This window comes from Paenibacillus taichungensis (assembly GCF_050994985.1).
Lineage (GTDB): Bacteria > Bacillota > Bacilli > Paenibacillales > Paenibacillaceae > Paenibacillus > Paenibacillus taichungensis.
This window is the reverse complement of sequence record NZ_CP194720.1, coordinates 1,133,155-1,153,924: the sequence shown is the minus strand read 5'-3', so window position 1 is coordinate 1,153,924 and position 20,770 is coordinate 1,133,155. Positions and strand designations below refer to the sequence as shown.

Here is a 20,770-nt window from a genome sequence, read left to right as displayed (position 1 = left end):
GGCACCTCCTGACTCCAAATAGTAAAATACGTTCGGGTTTAAACACTCTTAAAATATATTCAACACACTTTAGGCTTTCCCTCTTTTTTCTACAATTTTTTTGGGTGCCAAGATCTGGTTGCGAGACATAAAACCTTGAAGAAAAAAGAAGGAGGCAACTCAAGTGCCATAAGTTCAAGTGTATCATTTTTTCTTCGTCTCAGAAAGAACAACTTTCACTGGATAAAAGGGGCTAAACCCCGATCCCGCCTGGTTTTAAATACTGATCAACCGAATAAAGGCGGAAATCAGGGAGTTGCTCCTGGTTCAGCATCTTCTTCCGGGTTATCCGGAATGAAAGGCACGTACGTATCGGCCTCCAGCATCGTGATTTTCCCTGGACGTTCCGTCTCAATGACCTGGTTGAGATACTCTACCTTATCGGACAATAGAGAAACGGTTGTAATCACTTCAAACTGTGACTTGGTATACATCCGAATCTGATCCGGGAAAGAAGGTGTAGGATTCGGAATAATCTCTGAAATATCCGTCGTTAGTTCATTCGGGATCTTGGCCAACTCTTCACTCAGCTTGGCCTTGAGCGGATCATCCGCCTTCCACTGGGTCAAAATCGGTTTCTCAACCGCAACACCAATGGTGGCAGGGACCGTTAAGCTTGTCCCGCTTGCCAGTATGGCTTTTAGCGTACCGTCAGAACCAAGTTCATACGCAACCGTTGGATATTCCTGCACCTTGATAAGAATAGTCCCTGGAAATTGTTTATCCACAGTTACGGTTGATATAGCCTTGATCGTTTTCAGTCGCTCAATCACATCAGCAGAGGTTGTCCCAAAAAACTGTTCGCCCTCCTTCAGCCCACTTTTCTCCAGCAGTTCTGAAGTTGTTGTGTATACATTACCCGTAATCTCAATTGCCGAAATCCGACTCATCGAAGAACGAAAAAAAAGTACAGCAAGTAATACAATAAAAAGAAGTAAGAGAATAAAAACAATTTTACGGCTTGTGTTTCGTTTGGGCCGATTCTTCTTCAGAACCGGAATTTGACTTTTAGGCATAGGTCGCGCTCCACAAAGCCTCCGGCCCCCTTCCCTTAAGAAGGGGACTCAAAGGACGTTAATTGGCAAAATCCAGCTGCTTCGAAACGGGGGACTGTCGCTCAACCGAAGCTCCAAGACTCTGAAAGAGCTTCTCGATACGATCGTACCCTCTATCAATATGATGCACTTGCTCCACAACCGTTTTTCCCTGGGCAGCAAGGCCAGCAATAACTAGTGCTGCACCTGCACGCAGATCGGTTGCTTCCACTGTAGCCCCGTACAATCGGGGAACGCCACGGATAAATGCTGCATTCAGGTCTACCGAGATATCGGCTCCCATGACATTCAGCTCATCCACATGTTTGAACCGACCCTCGAATACCGTTTCCTTCATCACACTGAAACCGTCGGCCAGACTGAGCAGCACCATAATTTGCGACTGCAGGTCTGTTGGAAATGAAGGGTACGGAGAAGTCACAATGCGGTCTACTGATTTGGGACGGCTCATACAGCTCACCGTCATTATATCATTGCAGACTGTGATTTGAACACCAGTACGCTTCAACACATGTATAAGGGAAGTAAGATGGGCCGGATTGCAGTGTGTAAGCGTTACATTCCCTCTCGTTGCTGCGGCTGCAATCATCACCGTTCCTGCAACGATCCGATCAGGTATAATTTCATAAGAGCAAGGCTTGAGTTTCTCCACACCATTAATGGTGATCGTATCCGTTCCAGCACCGATAATTCGTGCACCCATCGCATTCAGAAAATGTTGCAGATCTTGTATCTCTGGTTCTCTGGCTGCATTAAATATCGTTGTTGTACCCTCAGCTGTAACGGCAGCCATCATAATATTTTCTGTGGCTCCTACACTGGGGAAATCCAGATGAATGTCTGTTCCCACCAGCTTGCGCCCACGGCATATGATCTGCTGATCCAGCTCTTCAATCGAAGCTCCGAGCGCCTCAAGGCCCCGAAGGTGAAGATCAATTTTACGTTCCCCAATGGCACAGCCACCTGGCTGGTACACGGATACTTGCCCAAACTTAGCCAGCAATGGTCCCATCAAAAAAATGGAAGAACGCATCTGCTTCATGAGATCCTCAGGCACATCATATGACCGGATGGACGATGTATCTATCGTCACTGTTCCCTGTTCATGCCGACACGTGCATCCAAGTCGTTCCAGGATATACAGCATCACTTCGATGTCCAGCAAGTGTGGAACGTTGTGCAGCGTAACTTCTCCGTCTGCCAACAAACTTGCGGCCATGATCGGTAAAGCGGCATTTTTTGCTCCATGGATGCGTATGGATCCTGAGAGGGGTTTCCCGCCTTCAATCACCAATTTGTCCAATGTATCACCTCCGGGGTTTACCGTTCACCCACTACGAAGACTTCCGGTACCAGGTTAATACCGTTTTGAGATGATATAGTGTTCTGAATCTGCTGCATTAGGGTGATAACGTCCTCTGCTGTTGCTTGGCCTGTATTGACAATGAAATTGGCATGCATGGTGGATACCTGTGCGCCTCCCCGAGTCATACCCTTTAACCCCGCTGCTTCAATCAGGCGGGCGGCATGATCACCAGGGGGATTCCGGAACACGCTGCCAGCACACGCCATCTGCAGTGGCTGTGTACGGCGTCTACGGTCTTTATAGGCCGCCATCGATTCCGAAATGACTTTGCGTTCTCCCTGCTGTAGTTCAAATGTAGCCTCCAGCGCGATGCCTCTCCGGTCATGCAGAACAGAGTGGCGATAGGCAAATTCCATGTCCTCCTTGCTGTAACGTACCAATTCCCCTGTCTCCAGTACAATCTCAGCGGATTGAAATATCCGTGACACATCCGATCCATGGGCACCAGCATTCATATATACGGCTCCGCCGACTGTTCCGGGGATTCCGCTGCCAAATTCCAAACCGGTCCACTCTTTCTTTGCAGCAACAACACTGAGTTTAACAAAGGAATGTGCCGCTCCAGCAGTTACCCCGCCCTCGTGAAATTCGGCATAATCAAAACCTTCTCCCGGTTTCACGACAACTCCGCGTATTCCCTTGTCAGACACCAGCATGTTTGAACCCCGTCCAAGCTGCATCCATGGGATCTGATGTTTGTGCAGCAATTGGATGAGATTGACCATCTGCTCCTTGTTTTCCGGTATGACCAGCGCATCTGCAGGACCGCCGATCTTCCATGTGGTGTATTTGGCTAGCGGCTCGTTTTCAAGAACTTTGCCGACATTGTTCTGGGATAGTAACGATATCCACTGCTGCATATTAATATCCTCCTTTACTTCAAAACCGATGAGCACGGCAGTTTTCGTTGCTGCAAGCCGTGTTGCGGCGCCATGGAACGATTGTCACGATTTATAGGGTATCTTATGTCAGTCCCGCCGTGTGTGTGACAATCGCCCAAAACGCACATTAACGCCCTGCAGCAAGACGCCGAATCTCGCTCACAAGCACTTCGGCTGCATCAGGTTTCCCCAGCTGCCGGGAGGCTTCCGCCATCCTTTTGCGCGCCGCTTCGTCATTCATAATTCCAGCAATCGCTTTATATAGCGCCTGGCCTGTCAGATCCTTCTCCAGCATCGTAAGTGATGCACCGCCACCCTCAAGCGTACGAGCATTCGCCTCCTGATGATTATTCGTCACGTTAGGTGACGGAATCAAAATGGATGGAATACCTAGAGATGTAATCTCGGCAAGGAACGATGCCCCTGCACGATTTACGATCAGCGACGTGCATGCAAGAACCTCAGGCATGTTGTGTACGTATGGCAACACATGCAGATGATTTGGCATCGTTCCAAGGGAACTGCGGATCGCTTCACGCGTTTCATCAAAATATGAGTCACCAGTCACGTAGACCACATGCACATCTTCAAGCTTGGCCAGCATCGGTGCCATATCCACCATGGCTTTATTAATTGCTTTCGCACCACGGCTACCACCAACCACAAGAACAACTCGGCTGTCCATGGGTACACCCAATGTCGCAAATCCACGATCACGGCTGGCTTGAGCTACCGTTGTAGCCCTTGGATTACCGGTATACACAACCTTTTTGGCTCCAGAGAATGCTTTCTCCGAACCCTCAAAACTAACAGCTACCGTGTCCACATACCGAGTAAGGAACTTGTTAGTTAACCCAGGAATGGCATTCTGCTCATGAATAACACTTGGAATACCTAGTTTGGCTGCTGCATATACGACAGGCCCACACACATAGCCCCCCGTACCGATGACAACATCAGGTTTGAATTCCTTGAGCATTTTCTTGGCTTTACGTACACCTTGCAAAAATCTCATCACAGTCTTCACGTTGTCAAAGGACAATTTCCGGCGAAAACCTGTGATATCAATCGATTGAAACGGAATATTCTCTTGTGGCACCAGTTTGCTTTCAAGTCCACGGGTACCACCGATATATAAAAATGTCGAGTCGGGATTCTCCGCCTCACATTGCCTTGCTATAGCAACGGCCGGATAGATATGCCCACCGGTACCGCCGCCGCTCAGAACGACTCGCATCGTACATTCACCTCGCATAACGGGATAAGTTCAATAATATGCCTAACGCTGTCAACATCAAGGTCAGAGATGAACCACCATAACTGATGAGTGGGAGTGTAATCCCCGTAACTGGCATAAGCCCAATCACAACGCCAATGTTGATAATGACCTGAACAGCCACCATACCCACAATACCTACGCCCAGAAGGCTGCCAAAAGCATCTGGTACCGTCATGGCTACACGCATCCCTCTCCATACCAGGACCAGGAACAGCAATAATACAATCATTCCACCAATGAAGCCAAGCTCTTCTGCCAAAATGGAAAAAATAAAATCCGTCTGTGGCTCGGGTACATAGCTGTATTTTTGCCGACTCATACCTAGCCCCAAGCCGGCAAGTCCTCCCGGGCCGATCGCATATAAAGATTGAATAATCTGATATCCGGCACCAAGTGGATCAGACCACGGATCCAAAAAAGCCGTTATTCGCTGCAATCTGTAAGGAGCTGCCGCAATCAACGCGGCAAATCCCGCTACACCGCCTAGGGCAAGAAGCAAGAGATGCTTCATCCGTGCTCCTGCTGTGAAAATAATGAGCATTGATGCACCCAGCATTACTGTGCCTGTCCCCAAATCGGGCTGAAGCATAATAATACCAAAGGCCAAACCAATCAAACCGAGCGGCGGCAGAAGCCCCGTCGTAAACGTTTTGATTTTGCCGGGTTCCTTACTTAACCAATGAGCCAGAAACAGGATCATACCCAGTTTCATGAATTCCGAAGGTTGTATGCCGAATGAGCCAATGCCCAACCAGCTTCGTGCTCCTCCGCGAACCACTCCGATGCCAGGAATCAGCACCGCAATCAGCATTATAAAACAGGCAATCAGTATAGGCTTTGCATACTTTCTCCAGACCCGGTAGTCCACATTTGCCGTAACAAACATGGCAGCAAGTCCAAGTCCGGCGAACAGCAGCTGTCTTTTGACAAAGTAAAATGAATCACCATAGTCATGAAAAGCAAGCACCGAGCCCGCACTGTATACCATAATAATGCCGATGGCAAGCAATGCCAGAATACAAATTAGGAGCCAGAAATCCGGCGCCGGTCGCGTCTGTTTCATCAGGAGGCCACCCCTTGCATGGAAGTAGGGGCTTTTCCACCCCCCTACTTACAAGTTATGCGCCGCCTCTTTAAAAATGCGTCCCCGCTCTTCATAGGAAGGAAACATGTCCCAGCTTGCACATGCCGGTGATAACAAGACCACATCACCTGGAGCTGCAAACTGTGAAGCTTCCTGCACGGCAACGGTTAACGTTTGGGCAGCGTCCTCCTCATTATCGACGACCTTAATTTGCTTTAATCCCGCCAGTTCCGCGACCTTGGCAATTTTCTCACGTGTCTCTCCAATAGCAACCACAGCTTTCACCCGCTCCTGGAATAATGGCAGCAATTCCATCATGTCTGATCCACGATCCAGTCCTCCGGCAATGAGCACGACCGGTTCCTTGAAGGAATTCAGCGCCATTACGGTTGCTTTGGAATTGGTCGCTTTGGAATTGTTGTAATAGCCCGCTCCATTATGTTCAAGTACATATTCAAGACGGTGTTCAACCCCCTTGAAGTCAGCCAGAGGCGCAGCAAGCACAGATGGATCGGCTCCAGCGGATACAGCAATAGCTACTGCTGCCAAGGCATTTCCCACATTAAATCGTCCTGGTATTCCGATGTCTTCCACATCAATAATGACATGATGGTTGCCCTGACCGTCTGCATAGATCACCTGGCGCTTCACATCATCCTCTTCCCCATCCACGTAAGGAGGATCAGCATATACCCCTGCTTCGAGCTTCTCTGTCAGCGAGAATGGGAGCAGTCTTGCTTTGATATATGGAACTAGTCCGCGGCATACCGGATCATCCCAGTTCAGGATAGCCACATCCTCCGGTTGTTGGTTGGAGAACAATTTGGCTTTGGAAGCCACATAATCATCCATGTCCCCATGATAATCCAAATGAGTCTCCGCAACGTTTAGCAAACTGGCAATACGCGGACGGAAATCGGATGTGCCTTTCAGTTGGAAACTGCTAAGCTCCACCACCATCCAGTTATCCGCAGAAGCCTGCTCTGCCGCCTCACACAATGGCGTTCCAATATTACCGGCAACGATTGGTTTCAAACCGGCAAGCTCCAACATGTTGCCTACCCACGTTGTTGTGGTTGTTTTCCCGTTGGAGCCCGTGATCCCGATCATAGGCGCAGCGCATAAATGGTAAGCTACCTCCACCTCAGTCACCACTTCTATGCCTAAGGCAAGTGCCTGTTGCACAGGAGGCGCCTGATAAGGAATGCCCGGATTTTTGACTACAAGCTTCACATCACTATGAATCAGGTCGTCCGGATGTCCACCGCATACAACAGAAATTCCCAAAGCCTCCAATTCGGATGCTTCGGGACACTGTTCTCTCTCTTTTTTATCATTAACTGTAACGATTGCGCCGGCACGGTCCAGTACTTTAGCGACCTGCACGCCGCTCTTGGCCAGTCCAAGCACGACCACTTGTTGTCCACGATATGATTCAGGATGATTCATTGTTTACAACCCCTTGTTGAGATAAAGTCCAAGAGCGGCCAAAATGGCGCCTACCGCCCAAAAAGTAATGACAACTCGCCATTCCGACCAGCCACTCAGTTCAAAGTGATGATGAATCGGGCTCATTTTGAATACGCGTTTGCCACGAGTTTTGAAAGATACTACTTGAATGATAACGGACAGGATTTCGATGACGAAAATACCGCCAATGATGACAAAAAGAAGTTCTGTCTTCGTCACAATGGCGACGGCACCAATCGCACCACCAATTCCGAGTGAGCCTGTATCTCCCATAAACACTTTGGCCGGGTGTGCGTTATATACCAGGAATCCAAGTACCGCACCAATCATCGCCGCCGCACATACTGCTGCTGGCATCGATGTTGCCTGCATCGCCACAATGGCAAATGCCCCAAATGCGATGGCGCTCACGCCGGACAGCAAGCCGTCCAGACCATCGGTAAAGTTAACTGCATTCGTGATGGCAAGCATCATGAATACCACAAACGGATAGTAGAACCATCCCGTCCAGTCGAAGGAGACTGATGTACCCGGAATCGATATGGCTGTACTGTGTCCATTCTGGATCAGTAAGTAGCACATCACTGCACTGAAAAACAACTGACCAATCATCTTTTGTCTAGCCGTCAGCCCTAGTGAACGTTTGAATACAATCTTGATGTAGTCATCCAGGAAACCGATCAGACCGAAGCCGAGTGTAGCCACCAGCAGGACGTAAAAGTCCGTATTTTTGACCGCTGAAAATTTCAAAAAGGCCAATGTGAACGCGAGTAAAATAACTACTCCGCCCATTGTAGGTGTTCCGCTTTTTTTCAGATGGCTCTGTGGCCCATCTTCCCGCACCTGCTGTCCGAACTTCATTCGACGCAGCAATGGAATCAAGAGCGGTGCAGCAATCACCGCCAAAATAAATGAAACACCGATTGTTAACAGTAATACCTGAAAATCCATGGGTTCACCCCTCTAGTCTACTCTATTCTGTAATGGAGCTATTTTTAGCGCTTCGACCACATCCTCCAGTTTCATGCCCCGGGAGGCCTTAAACAAGACAACATCTCTGGATTGGAGATTCTCCAGTAGATATCGGGTCAATTCTTCCTTGCTCTCAAAAGTGTGTACGGCTTCTGCTGGCATGTTTTGTCTTGCTCCTTCTGCGATACTCGCAGATAAAGGGCCGTAAGCCAGCACCATATTCATTTTGTCGGGTGTAATGTATTCACCGATTCCCCGATGGAGCTCATGCTCCTGAGGCCCCAGTTCTAGCATATCACCGAGCACGGCGACTTTGATCCGATACCCCTTGAGGCCCTCCAGCACATCCACAGCGGCTTTCATGGAGGTTGGACTAGCGTTGTAAGCATCATTAAGCATGGTCAAACCACTGACGCCGTTAATAATCTCGATGCGCATGCCGGTTAATTTCAGACGTGACAGTCCTGCTACAATCTGTTCAGCAGCCACTCCAAAATGACGGGCAACCGCTAATGCAGCAAGACAGTTGACCACATTATGTGTTCCCAATAATGGCAGTGTAAGAGCACTCTCTCCAGACTGCTTGGTGGTAAAAGCGACCCCACTCTGTACATTCATAATTCCAGTAGGATAATCATCATTATCCGTCTGCAAGCCAAATGTATACCGCTGAAGTCCTTCAGGCAGCTTAGTCGCTGGCTCTGCCAGAACCTGCTCAATCAATGGTTCGTCGCCGTTATATATCAACAATCCACCTGGTTTCATTCCAGCAGCAATTTCAACTTTTGCCCGAGCAATCTCCAATCGAGATCCCAGTTGAAGTAGATGGGATTCTCCAATATTCGTGATGATTGCGACATCCGGCTGGGCAATTAAAGATAATTCTTCAATCTCCCCCCGGCCGCTCATGCCCATCTCCAGAATTACGATCTCAGTGTCCGGTTCCATGCTAAGTACGGTAAGTGGCAAACCAATATGGTTATTGAAGTTACCTTGGGTCTTATGCACTTTGAACGTTGTAGAGAGAATGGCATCCACAATGTCCTTTGTTGTTGTTTTTCCATTGCTGCCTGTAATGCCTACAACGGAGGCCTTGTTTTCTCTTAGATAGGAAGACGCAAGCTCCTGTAATGCAACCAGAGTATCCTCCACAATAATCACAGCACCTTGAGGTGCAACTCCGTGATCCTTTTGCCATAAAGCCCCGGCAGCGCCTTTCTCTACACAGGTTTGCACAAATTCGTGTCCGTCAAACCTTTCGCCAACAAGAGGGATAAAGAGACTGCCTTGAACCGGCTTACGCGAATCTGTAAATACACCTTCAACACCAACATCACCATAAGTAGCAACGTCAGTTAGTGTTCCTCCACACATCTCGGCCAATTGTGCCATTGTTCTTTTTATCAATTGGATTTGCCCCTTATCGCTTCTTTCGCTATGATCCGATCGTCAAAATCCGTCTTGGTTGTGCCGATAATTTGATAGGTCTCATGCCCCTTGCCCGCAATCAATACTACATCGGCAGGGCTTGCCATTTCAATAGCCTCATGAATCGCCTGGCGCCGATCCACAATCATCGTATAACGGTCAGGTTGAATGGCATCTTCAATCAAGCCTTGTTCAATATCCTTGAGAATCAGATCGGGATCTTCTGTCCGCGGATTATCGGAAGTGACAAATACGATATCGCTATACTTCGCTGCAATTTTACCCATTAGAGGCCGCTTCGTACGATCTCGGTCACCACCACATCCAAATACACAGATCACACGGCCTTCAGCAAATTCTTTCACCGTCCGCAATACGTTCTCCAGGCCATCTGGTGTATGAGCATAGTCAACAATGACTGCAAACGACTGTCCTTCGTCAACAGCCTCAACACGTCCATCTACGCCCGGCACCGTCTCCAAACTACGTTTGATCTCCTCCAGCGGAATATCTTCAACCAGAGCAGCAGCGATGGCAGCCATTGCGTTGTACACATTAAATTTGCCTACCATGCGTAAACGAATATCGGTGCTGCCTCTGAATGTATCTACATGGAAAGAAGTCCCCTGCGAGGTAATTGAGATCTGGGATGCGCGAACATCCGCATTTTCCTCCATGCCGTATGTAATGACTTCAGCTGCAGTTACAGATATAAAATAGGCAGCAGCTGGATCATCTGCATTGATCACTGCAAATTTGCGCTTGGAAGCATCTGCGGTATATCCGTTACCCAACCGTGCAAAGAATAGTCCTTTGGCTCCGCGATATTCCTCCATGGAATGATGGTAATCCAGATGATCCTGCGTCAGATTGGTAAATACAGCCGTGCGGAATTCCGTCCCCTTCACCCGACCTTGCTCCAAAGCGTGGGAGGAAACTTCCATCACACAACAGTCCGTGCCAGCTTGAACCATATCATTCAGACTGCGCTGCAGATCAAGTGCTTCCGGTGTAGTGCCTGACATCGGGTACGTGCGCCCGTCATAGCGCATTTGAATGGTCCCGATTAATCCTGTTTTTTGACCAAAGTCACTCATGATTTTTTCAATTAAATAGGTAGTCGTTGTTTTTCCGTTAGTTCCCGTTACACCAATCATATTCATCTTGAGGCTTGGCGAGTCAAAAAAGGAATCCGCCAGTACAGCCATGGCGAAACGGCTGTCTTTTACCAGCAACTGCGGAACAGGCAGATCCAGCTCTCGTTCCACAACAAGAGCAACAGCTCCAGCGTTTACAGCCTTCTCAGCATAGTCATGTCCATCAACTGTATGCCCTGGAAGACAGATAAACAGATCTCCCGGTTGTACCTGGCGAGAATCTGTCTGTAGGTTTTGACATTCTGTATTTGGTTCGCCTATGACACGGGCGGTTGTCAGCAATGATGAAAGTTGTTTTAAAAGCACATGAATAACCTCACTTTTTCCAAGTTTACTTCAATTTCAACAGTTCTCTGTAATCATTAATATCGTCAACACAGCCAATTAATGAAACGCAACTCAGTGCATTTTGTTGCGGTGGTGATCAAGAGCCCCATCAGGGCTCTTGTCCTTCCTCCTTGGTATGATCATGAATATCATTCAGAACATCACCCATATAGATCCGTATAGTAGAACCCTGATCAACCCGCGCTCCTGGCTTTGGAGCCTGGTTAATGACATATTTCCCACTGCCGGATTTAGCCAGCATAAAGTTCATATTCAGATCCTCATACAGGTCTTCGACCGTAGCTCCTGTCAGATCGGGAACCGTCACGATTTTCGTTTCTCCATACTTGTATTCTTTGGCTACCTGATCCTTCCGAACCGGAACATTCATATAATGCAGCGCATCCTCTAGAATGTTCTGTACGATCGGTGCAGCAACCACGCCGCCGAACTGAATTCCTTTCGGGTTATCCACCGCAGTATACACAACAATCTGCGGATCATCCGCCGGAGCAAAACCGATAAAAGATACAATATGCTCGGTAGAGGAATAACGTCCATTAATTACCTTCTGGGCTGTACCCGTTTTGCCGCCAACCCGGTATCCATCAATAAACGCCGGACGTCCCGTACCCTTGGCAACGACACTCTCAAGTGCTTCACGTACTTGCTTGGACGTATCTTCCGAGATGACTTGTCGAACCAGTTCCGGCTTGGCCTCTTCCATCACTTCACCCGTTTCCGGATGAACCCAAGCCTTTGTAACATATGGCTTGTATAGTTTACCACCATTAATAGCTGCTGACACAGCCGCTACCTGCTGAATCGGCGTAACGGATACCCCTTGACCAAAAGCAGTGGTCGCAAGCTCCACAGGTCCAACCCGTGACAGTTTAAACAAAATCCCGCTGGCCTCACCACTCAGATCGATGCCTGTTTTGGTGCCGAATCCAAAGTCTTTAATATAGGAGAATAATGATTCTTTGCCCAGTCTCTGACCTAGTGCAACAAATCCAGGGTTGCAGGAATTCTCCACAACTTGCAGGAAGGTCTGGCTTCCATGACCGCCCTTTTTCCAGCAACGCAGGCGAGCGCCTCCAACTTCAACAAATCCGGGATCATAGAACTGATCCTGCGTCAGATTTACTTTCTTCTCTTCAAGTGCTGCTGCAAGCGTAATAATTTTGAACGTTGAACCTGGTTCATACGTCATCCAGATCGGTAAATTCCGGTTGTATACATCGGCCGGATATTGCTGATAATCAGCTGGTTCATATCCGGGTCTACTGGCCATACCAAGGATTTCACCCGTCTTAGGGTTCATTGCAATGGCAAGCGCCGAGTTGGCCTGGAATTTGACCATAGCCTGATCCAGCTCGCGTTCCATGATGGACTGAATCGATTTATCAATAGTCAGCTTGAGGTTCAGACCATCCTTCGGTTCCACATACTTCTCAGATGAGCCCGGCATTAGCCTTCCGGCCGCATCGGACAAGTAGGACACACTGCCATTCAAACCGTTCAGTTTATCATCATACTTTTTCTCTACACCCGTTAAGCCCTGATTATCAATGCCTGTAAAACCAAGAATATGGGCCGCCAGATCATCATAAGGATAAAAGCGTTTATTATCCTCAGCAACAACGATACCCGGAAGCTTCAAATCACGGATGTGCTGAGCCTTCTCCATCGTAATTTTGCGGCCACCGGGTTGTAGTCGTACAATTAGTTCTCTTTTCTTGATGGTTGCCAGCACTTTCTCTTCGGTCATCCCCAGCAAAGGAGCCAGTGCTCTTGCTGTTGTCTCCGCTTCCTTCACCTGGGCAGGAATCGCCATAATGGTTGGTGTGGTTATATTGTAGGCGAGAGAGGTTCCATTTCGATCCAGGATCTCTCCCCGTTTGGCTGAATAAGGAATATTCCGCCGCCAGGACTCTTCCGCTTTCGCAGATAGTTCCGGCCCTTTCCCTAACTGTACATAAGCAAGCCTAATCACCAAGGCTGAGAATAAGAGAACTAAAATCACTAAACTCCATAACAACCTGCGCCGCAGATTTACGCTTGACCCCTTCACGAAAAGATCCCCCCACTCGTCCCAAAATCATGATTGTGTTCAATTCATGAATATTCAGGACAACCGGGGGTTAGAACAAGCTGTCTGTGATCTCTATGGAAGCGAAGCCCCATCCGATGTGTTATCAGATGATTTTGTCTCATTTGAAGGTGGATTTGTAGTATCGGTTTTGCCTGTTTCTTCGGTGTTCGCCGTTCCATCAGCTGCTCCCTGATTGTTAGTCTCGTCCCCTAATGCTGGATCAGAAGACTCGGGAGCTTCATCTGCTATACCGGTAACTGCCGCTTTGGCCGTCTGCAGCACAAGCTCAACCGTTCTCTGTTCGCCTGCCACCTGCTCCGTTTGCTTCACCACATATCCTTCACCTTTAACGGTCACGCCCACTTTCATGAGGGAGAGCACTTCAAGTGCATCTCGTAGTGATTCGCCGGTCAGATCAGGGATCTTCATTTTGCTGCTTTCTTCGGTCAACAGGTAGATTCGTTGGCCAGGATTCATGGCTGCACCTGCCACAGGATACTGGCGAATGACATTTTCACCTTGACCAAGCGTCTCATAGGCAATTCCGGCGTTCAATAGTTGGCTTCTAGCCTGTTTGGCTGTCTTACCTGACAGATCAGGAGCTTTAGCTTGAACGACCGGCGTTGTTTTTGACTTTTTGTCAGTGGTCTTTACTGTATCTTTGGGAACTCCCATGTACTGAAGAGTCTGGCTCACAATCTTCTTGAATACGGGAGCAGCTGCAGTACCTCCGCCAATATTGGAACCATCTGGCTGGTCAATTACAATCAACATCGCGATTTTGGGATTATTAACGGGTGCAAATCCGATAAACGAAACGACGTCTTTGGATTTACTGTATTCCCCGTTCACTACTTTTCTAGCAGTACCCGTTTTACCTGCAACTCGGTATCCTTCGATATAAGCATTGCGCCCTGTACCAATCGTTTGGTCAGCTACAACCTGTTCCAGATAACCGCTCACCAGTTTGGAGGATTCCTTGGAAATCACCTGACGAACAACCTTCGGCTTGATTACTTCTGATGTACCGTCATTCGGGTTAATAATTTCCTTCACCAGATGCGGTTCCATAAGTTTGCCGCCGTTGGCAATTGCCGAAATGGCTGCTACCTGCTGGATTGGTGTTACCTGTACAAGACCATGACCATATGCTGCTGTGGCAATTTCCGATTTATAAACCAGCGGCTTGATTGGTGAAGCCGATTCACTCGGCAGATCAATGCCCGTCTTTTTACCAAAACCGAATTGGTCTATGTAATGACGCAAACGTTCACCGCCAAGCATGTTATAACCCAGATTAACAAACGCAATGTTACTTGAACGTTTGACACCTTCCAAGTAGGAAATCCGTCCATAGGCGTGACCGTTATCACTGATTGGGTAGCCACCAATATAGACTCGCTTGGATTCAAACGTAGCATTCGGATCAAACAGCTTCTCTTCAACCGCACCCGCCAGAGTAACAATTTTAAAAGTAGATCCTGGTTCATAGATGGATTGTATCGCATGGTTGATAAAATTTTTCTGATCCGGCGTTTCCGCATACGTATTAGGATTAAAGGTCGGCCAATTGGCCATTCCTAAGATTTCCATGGTGTTAGGATCTGCTGCAATGACAGTCATGCTCAGTGGATTGTACTGGGCAACAGCTTCTTTCATTGCATCTTCGATGTAGTACTGAATTGTATCATCAATCGTCAGCTTTAAGTTGCTTCCATTCTGCGGTGGAAGGTAGTTGTCCTGGGAATCAGGCAGCTTGTACCCTTTGGCATCATTTTGGTAGTTCAGATAACCATCTGTACCTGTAAGCTGTTCATCATAGGAGACTTCAAGTCCATTAACAGCCTTCCCATCACGGCTCATGTATCCCAGCAAATGAGAGGCGAGCGTTTCTTCCGGATAATATCGCTTCGACTCTTGTGTCATGACAATCGCATTTTGACCCTTGTAGTCATCTTTCAGTTCTTTGCGAAATTCTTCTACTTTGGTAGCCAAATCAGGGTTAATTTTATACCCTTCACTTCGCACTTCACGTTGTTGAAAGAATGTCCCATCTTGCTTTTTCGCTGTTACAAGTGCGCGCATTTCACTCTCGCTTTTACCCAATAAGCTAGATAATTTGTTAGTGACCACATCTTCAATCCCAAGTTGATTAATTATCTTTGGGTTAACGGACACCGTGTATGCAGGCGCATCCGTCGCCAAAATGTTACCATTGCGGTCTGTGATTGTCCCGCGACTCGCCTTGATGGTTTGTTCGCGTTCAACCAATCCAGCTGCTCTTTCCTGCCAAATACCGCCATTAACAACCTGAATAAAAAAGATTCGGGTTATTAATACAAGAAAAAAGAGGGTAATACATCCCCCTATAAGCAGCGTGCGCATCTTTATTCTTTTTACCATCGGTACACCTCTTTTGCTTCAGCACTTTGTAAGGATTGATACAAAATGTTCTACTTATTTGCTGTATCCGAGGACGATTCAGTACCTGTCGAGTTCGTTGTACTTGTTGAGCGAGGTACAAAAATGACATCCTTGCCGGAAGCCTCAACGTAACCAAGCTTGCGAGCATTCTCGATGACCAAATTGTTTAGTTTTTCTTTTTCCACTTGCAAATCTGCAATCGTTCTCTCTGCTTCTCTCACGTCAGACAACGTTGTCTGTGCCTGCTTATTCAGATCATAGATGTGAGCGTAACGCGACATCATAACACCGCCCACAACAATGACTGCAACCAGAGTAATCAGATACAAAAATTTCTCGCGTGCCGGAAGACCGGTACGACGGGTCACCACTTTGGTGGTTTCCTTGTACCGCTGCTGGGTCACACGTTCTTGGGACGCTTTTTCTTTCACTGCCAGATTACCACGTGTATATGCCATACTCCGACTCTCTCCTCCGCTCTTGATTTACAGTTTCTCGGCTACGCGCAGCTTCGCTGAACGAGCACGGGAGTTTTCGGCCAGTTCCGTTTCCGTTGGAATCAGCGGCTTTCTGTTCACTAAACGCATGGCACCCTTACCGCCGCAAACACACAACGGGAAATCGGGAGGGCATGTACATTTCTCCAGATAACTGCTAAAAATCTGTTTGCAAATTCGGTCCTCAAGTGAGTGAAAAGTAATAACAGATACACGTCCGCCTGGTGCCAAGCACCGAACGGCCTGATGTAACGCTTCTTCGAACGCGCCCAGCTCATCATTAACGGCAATTCGTAATGCCTGAAAACTGCGTTTTGCAGGATGTCCTCCGGTACGACGAGCCGCCGCCGGAATACCTTCCTTGATTAATTCCACCAGTTCGCCAGTAGTCTCAATTGTGGACTGCTTCCTTTTTTCAACAATGACACGAGCAATTCGTCTTGAGAATTTCTCTTCACCATAGCGATACAGAATGCGGGCAATCTCCTCTTCCGGCCATTCGTTAACAATCTCTTTGGCGGTAAGGGATGCGTCCTGATCCATACGCATATCCAACGGAGCGTCGTGATTGTAGCTAAATCCACGTTCTCCTTCGTCGAATTGCGGCGATGATACCCCCAAATCGTACAAAATGCCATCTACCTGCGGCACGCCATCTTTCATCGGTACATCCAGTTCTTTCAGTACCTGTTCGAGATCACGGAAATTGGTTTTCACCAATGTAATCCGATCTCCATATAGAGCCAATTTTTCACGCGCGTTATCCAAAGCCCAATCATCCTGATCCAGTGCGATCAGACGCCCCCCTGGACCGAGCTTGGATGCAATCACGGAGCTATGTCCGCCACCGCCTAAAGTGCAGTCCACGTATATACCGTCCTGCTTGATGTTTAAACCCTCTGTTGCCTCTTCTTTGAGTACGGTTATGTGGTGAAACAACCTGCACCCCTCCTGACTTTATAGATCAAAATTAAAATCGACCAGCTTTTCGGCAATGTCGTTGAATGCTTCTTCGGATTGATTGAAATAACTCTCCCATATGCCTTTGCTCCAAATCTCCACCCGGTTCGACACGCCAAGAACAACGCAATCCTTGTCCAGCTTGGCATACTCTCTAAGATTGCCCGGCAAATTTACCCTGCCCTGTTTGTCCAATTCACATTCGGTGGCACCCGAGAAAAAAAACCGGGTAAACGCACGTGCATCGGATTTCATCAATGGCAGTGCTTTGAGCTTCTGTTCCATGACCCCCCACTCCTCCATGGGGTACACGAAAAGACACTGGTCCAAACCCCGTGTGACAACGAAAGACGGTCCCAGAGATTCGCGGAATTTAGCCGGAATAATAACCCGACCCTTGTCATCAATGCTATGTTGGAACTCCCCCATAAACATTGGCCCACTCACTCCTCACCCGTTTCTCCCACTTTGCCCCACTTTCCACCACCTAAGCATAATAGATTCGCACAAAAAAATCAAAACCCTTCTTACAGGCTTTACTTTTTTTAATTTCGCAACCGCAAAAAAACGTCTTTGATCCTGTCACTCAGGATCAAAGACGTTTCCCGTTTACGGGCAATCGCACGTACACCCGCATATGAGCCATATCATTAATAAACCATTTTAAACCCTTTGAAGCACTTAATCAGCTTGTAATTAATGGATGGCTCTTAGAATTTCCAGCTATCCAGATATTTTTCCTGTTCGGCGGACAAGGAGTCGATAGCAATATTCAAGCTTTCCAGTTTGTAACTGGCAACTTGTTGGTCAATGTCATAAGGTACATTAACAACGGTTTTACCCAGTTCCGCATAGTTCTCGCTCACATAACGCAGACCCAGCGCTTGCAATGCAAACGTTGTATCCATAATCTCGGCAGGGTGTCCATCGGCTGCACCCAGGTTTACGAGACGTCCTTCAGCCAGCAAATACATTTTACGACCATCTTTGAAGCGATATTCTTCAATGTTGCGGCGTACGGTACGAATCGAATCGGAACGTTTAGCAAGTTCAGGTTTGTTTACTTCCACGTCAAAGTGACCTGCATTGCTAAGAATGGCTCCATCCTTCATCACATCGTAATGCTCTCCAGTGATCACATCTTTATTGCCGGTAACAGCGATGAAGAAATCCCCCAATTTTGCAGCTTCCACCATCGTCATGACACGGAATCCGTCCATATGAACTTCTACGGCCTTTATAGGATCAATTTCAGTTACGATAACATTTGCTCCGAGCCCTTTGGCACGCATTGCTACACCTTTACCACACCAGCCATAACCCGCTACAACTACGTTCTTTCCTGCAACGACCAGATTGGTTGTACGGATGATACCATCGAATGCAGACTGACCTGTACCGTAACGGTTATCAAACAAGTATTTGCAATAAGCGTCATTGACTGCAACCATTGGGAAACGCAATTGTCCTTCTTTCGCCAAAGCTTTCAGACGAATGATGCCCGTTGTCGTTTCCTCTGCTCCACCACGAATGGTGGCAGCTAGATCAGGACGTTCAGAAGCAATAATAGTGGCAAAGTCTCCACCGTCATCAATAATCAGATCAGGTTTCACTTCAAGTGCACGGAGTTGCAGTTCTTTGAACTCAACAGGGTCCGGATTATGTTTGGCATACACAGTAACGCCGTCTTCCACCAGAGCAGCACAAACATCGTCCTGTGTTGACAATGGGTTGCTATGTGTAATCGTCACTTCTGCACCACCAGCTTGAATGACTTTCGCTAGATAAGCCGTTTTGGCCTCAAGGTGAAGGCAAATGGCTACCTTCAAACCTTTAAACGGAAGATCCTGTTCAAATTGGCGACGAATGCGGTTCAACACTGGCATATGTGCTTCTACCCAATCAATTTTCAGATGACCTTCTGAAGCGAGTCCCATATCTTTAACGATACTGTTTTGCAATGCAGGGGTAGTCATTCCTCATCCTCCTCGATTATCTATTCCTTCTATTATAAAAGGCCACTACAACGTGATCACTTGGTGTTGTCCACGGAATTCGTTCTGACTTTCAATCAGTTGTTCAATCCACTCGGTTCCATAACGGTTCAAGTAAAAGAGCACGTTATGCACTCGTTCCTGCGGTTTGTTCATGGGAAAGAGTGAGTTTTGCACCCCGTTCCAGTGCCTTAGACTCACATCGTGTTTATCTTTGATGGCTTTGTGGGTCTGCTGTTGCAGATACTGCATCTGTTCGCTGATCTTGCCTACATTGGTATCTCCAATTCGGTCCAAACCAGGGTGGATCTCTGAAATTTGATCAAGCAATGGACGATATAGATCGGCAAATGCTTGTTGAATGCGCTCGAACTGTTCATCGACCTGGAAGGTCTCCTGTTGCGCCAGCCATTGTTCCCTCTTTTCATCCATATGATATTGAACGTCCTGGAAAGAAAGACCGTACTGCTTCATATGTTTGTGATGAACATCTTCCATAATGGTAAAGGACAGACGTGGAAGCAAAATAGGCATCTGCAGCTCAAACCGGGCAAACGCTTCACGTGTCAATCCCCAGTACGCGATCTCACCTTGACCTAAGATAACAGCCGCTACAGGTAAAATGGAATCTTGCATCAATGGCCGGGTCAATACATTGTTGCTAAACCGCTCGGGATGTTCAGCCAGTTCCTGAAGCAGTCGTTCTTCTGTAAATGAAACCAGACCTTTACGGTCGCCGTACAAGCCGTCTTTCAACATCAGAAGCAACCGCGCCCCTTCATGTATGTAAAACAGATTGGCCCCATCTTCCGCGACTTCAGCTGGCATGGCATATCCGGCTTGTTCCAATGCGGAGGCACCTTGTGCATATGCTTGGCGTAATGTCCCATTTTCACGAATCAAACGTTCAAATACAGGCTGCTCAAGTCTGCGCAAGTCTGGATCTGCAGCATCCATCAGAATAAGTCCACTGCTGCCAAACAACGCTGAGATTAACCGGGCAAACGCATCACTCAAGTTCGAACTCGACTGATGAATCTCCGTAACCAGCTTTATTAATCCTGGTTTGTGCACCGTATCCGGTAAAAGATGCTCCACCTGCTTCAGCACGGTCATCCATTGTTCTGTTTCCACATGGACATAACTCACAGAATCCCTGCCTGCAAACCGCCCTTGTAACTTGATCTTTGTCATGTCACCGTTGGCGTCAGGCAAGTATGTGTGGTTCACTTCATCCCAATCATGGTCTTCACCTGCAATCCAAAAAACGGGAACGACCGGCCGTTGTAGCCTGTTCTCCGCTTCCCGCGCAGCTGCAACCACACTTGCTGCTTTGTAAATTACAAACAACGGACCTGTAAGCAGGCCGCTTTGCTGTCCTCCCGTAACAACCAACGCATCTTGTTCCGCGAGACGTGTGATGGATTCATGAACAGCACCATGATCGTTCACCCGTTTATTATATATACGTAGATACTCTGCCAGACGTTGACGAGGAATACGTGTGTTCTCCGATTGATCTAGCCACTCGGCACGCGTATGAAGCCCCGATTCCCAGCGAATGTCATACTCGTAAAGGCCACGCGCAGCATCCCTTGAACAGACATAGTCTTCTGCAAGTCGATTTCCGCTGCGGAGTGCCTCGGTAATACCTTTCATGAGGTCTGCCTCCTATTCTGCTTCAAAGAGCCTTTCTTGATTGTACCGAATGAGAGCCCTCTTCGTCAAAAGAAAGTGCATCA

General features: G+C 47.8%; 16 protein-coding genes. All 16 read right to left on the bottom strand.

Features of this window, described 5'->3' with window-relative positions; genetic code table 11:
• Positions 1 to 287: 287 nt before the first annotated feature.
• Complete coding sequence (locus ACR1R9_RS05235) at positions 288 to 1,055, bottom strand: cell division protein FtsQ/DivIB (RefSeq protein ID WP_163755308.1); 768 nt, start codon at positions 1,053 to 1,055, stop codon at positions 288 to 290.
• Positions 1,056 to 1,113: 58 nt separating this feature from the next.
• Entirely contained in the window at positions 1,114 to 2,397 is a 1,284-nt protein-coding gene (gene murA, locus ACR1R9_RS05230; RefSeq protein WP_053781219.1) for a UDP-N-acetylglucosamine 1-carboxyvinyltransferase, read from the bottom strand.
• A 17-nt stretch (positions 2,398 to 2,414) separates the two neighbouring features.
• Positions 2,415 to 3,320, bottom strand: coding sequence for a UDP-N-acetylmuramate dehydrogenase (gene murB / locus ACR1R9_RS05225; RefSeq protein ID WP_433921574.1), 906 nt, complete (start codon positions 3,318 to 3,320; stop codon positions 2,415 to 2,417).
• A 148-nt stretch (positions 3,321 to 3,468) separates the two neighbouring features.
• Entirely contained in the window at positions 3,469 to 4,578 is a 1,110-nt protein-coding gene (gene murG, locus ACR1R9_RS05220) for an undecaprenyldiphospho-muramoylpentapeptide beta-N-acetylglucosaminyltransferase (protein WP_076288129.1), read from the bottom strand.
• Between the two features lie 7 nt (positions 4,579 to 4,585).
• Positions 4,586 to 5,683 (bottom strand): stage V sporulation protein E, encoded by a 1,098-nt coding sequence (spoVE, locus tag ACR1R9_RS05215; protein ID WP_099858475.1) that lies wholly within the window; start codon positions 5,681 to 5,683, stop codon positions 4,586 to 4,588.
• A gap of 48 nt (positions 5,684 to 5,731) precedes the next feature.
• Complete coding sequence (gene murD / locus ACR1R9_RS05210; protein WP_433921575.1) at positions 5,732 to 7,153, bottom strand: UDP-N-acetylmuramoyl-L-alanine--D-glutamate ligase; 1,422 nt, start codon at positions 7,151 to 7,153, stop codon at positions 5,732 to 5,734.
• Between the two features lie 3 nt (positions 7,154 to 7,156).
• Positions 7,157 to 8,125, bottom strand: coding sequence for a phospho-N-acetylmuramoyl-pentapeptide-transferase (gene mraY / locus ACR1R9_RS05205; protein WP_063566988.1), 969 nt, complete (start codon positions 8,123 to 8,125; stop codon positions 7,157 to 7,159).
• A gap of 12 nt (positions 8,126 to 8,137) precedes the next feature.
• Complete coding sequence (locus ACR1R9_RS05200; RefSeq protein WP_343054940.1) at positions 8,138 to 9,550, bottom strand: UDP-N-acetylmuramoyl-tripeptide--D-alanyl-D-alanine ligase; 1,413 nt, start codon at positions 9,548 to 9,550, stop codon at positions 8,138 to 8,140.
• On the bottom strand, positions 9,550 to 11,037 hold the full coding sequence (locus ACR1R9_RS05195) for a UDP-N-acetylmuramoyl-L-alanyl-D-glutamate--2,6-diaminopimelate ligase (protein ID WP_099858473.1): 1,488 nt from the start codon (positions 11,035 to 11,037) through the stop codon (positions 9,550 to 9,552). The genes ACR1R9_RS05200 and ACR1R9_RS05195 overlap by 1 nt, the downstream gene beginning before the upstream one ends.
• A gap of 130 nt (positions 11,038 to 11,167) precedes the next feature.
• Complete coding sequence (locus ACR1R9_RS05190; protein WP_053781224.1) at positions 11,168 to 13,132, bottom strand: stage V sporulation protein D; 1,965 nt, start codon at positions 13,130 to 13,132, stop codon at positions 11,168 to 11,170.
• A gap of 93 nt (positions 13,133 to 13,225) precedes the next feature.
• A complete protein-coding gene (locus tag ACR1R9_RS05185; RefSeq protein ID WP_310853731.1) occupies positions 13,226 to 15,556 on the bottom strand; it encodes a penicillin-binding transpeptidase domain-containing protein in 2,331 nt (776 codons plus the stop codon).
• 50 nt (positions 15,557 to 15,606) lie between these two features.
• Positions 15,607 to 16,035 (bottom strand): hypothetical protein, encoded by a 429-nt coding sequence (locus ACR1R9_RS05180; RefSeq protein ID WP_099858471.1) that lies wholly within the window; start codon positions 16,033 to 16,035, stop codon positions 15,607 to 15,609.
• 27 nt (positions 16,036 to 16,062) lie between these two features.
• Positions 16,063 to 17,013 (bottom strand): 16S rRNA (cytosine(1402)-N(4))-methyltransferase RsmH, encoded by a 951-nt coding sequence (gene rsmH, locus ACR1R9_RS05175; RefSeq protein ID WP_099858470.1) that lies wholly within the window; start codon positions 17,011 to 17,013, stop codon positions 16,063 to 16,065.
• 18 nt (positions 17,014 to 17,031) lie between these two features.
• Positions 17,032 to 17,469, bottom strand: coding sequence for a division/cell wall cluster transcriptional repressor MraZ (mraZ, locus tag ACR1R9_RS05170; RefSeq protein WP_017687291.1), 438 nt, complete (start codon positions 17,467 to 17,469; stop codon positions 17,032 to 17,034).
• A 275-nt stretch (positions 17,470 to 17,744) separates the two neighbouring features.
• On the bottom strand, positions 17,745 to 19,010 hold the full coding sequence (locus ACR1R9_RS05165) for an adenosylhomocysteinase (RefSeq protein ID WP_433921576.1): 1,266 nt from the start codon (positions 19,008 to 19,010) through the stop codon (positions 17,745 to 17,747).
• A 45-nt stretch (positions 19,011 to 19,055) separates the two neighbouring features.
• On the bottom strand, positions 19,056 to 20,687 hold the full coding sequence (gene bshC, locus ACR1R9_RS05160; protein WP_433921577.1) for a bacillithiol biosynthesis cysteine-adding enzyme BshC: 1,632 nt from the start codon (positions 20,685 to 20,687) through the stop codon (positions 19,056 to 19,058).
• Between the last annotated feature and the right edge of the window lie 83 nt (positions 20,688 to 20,770).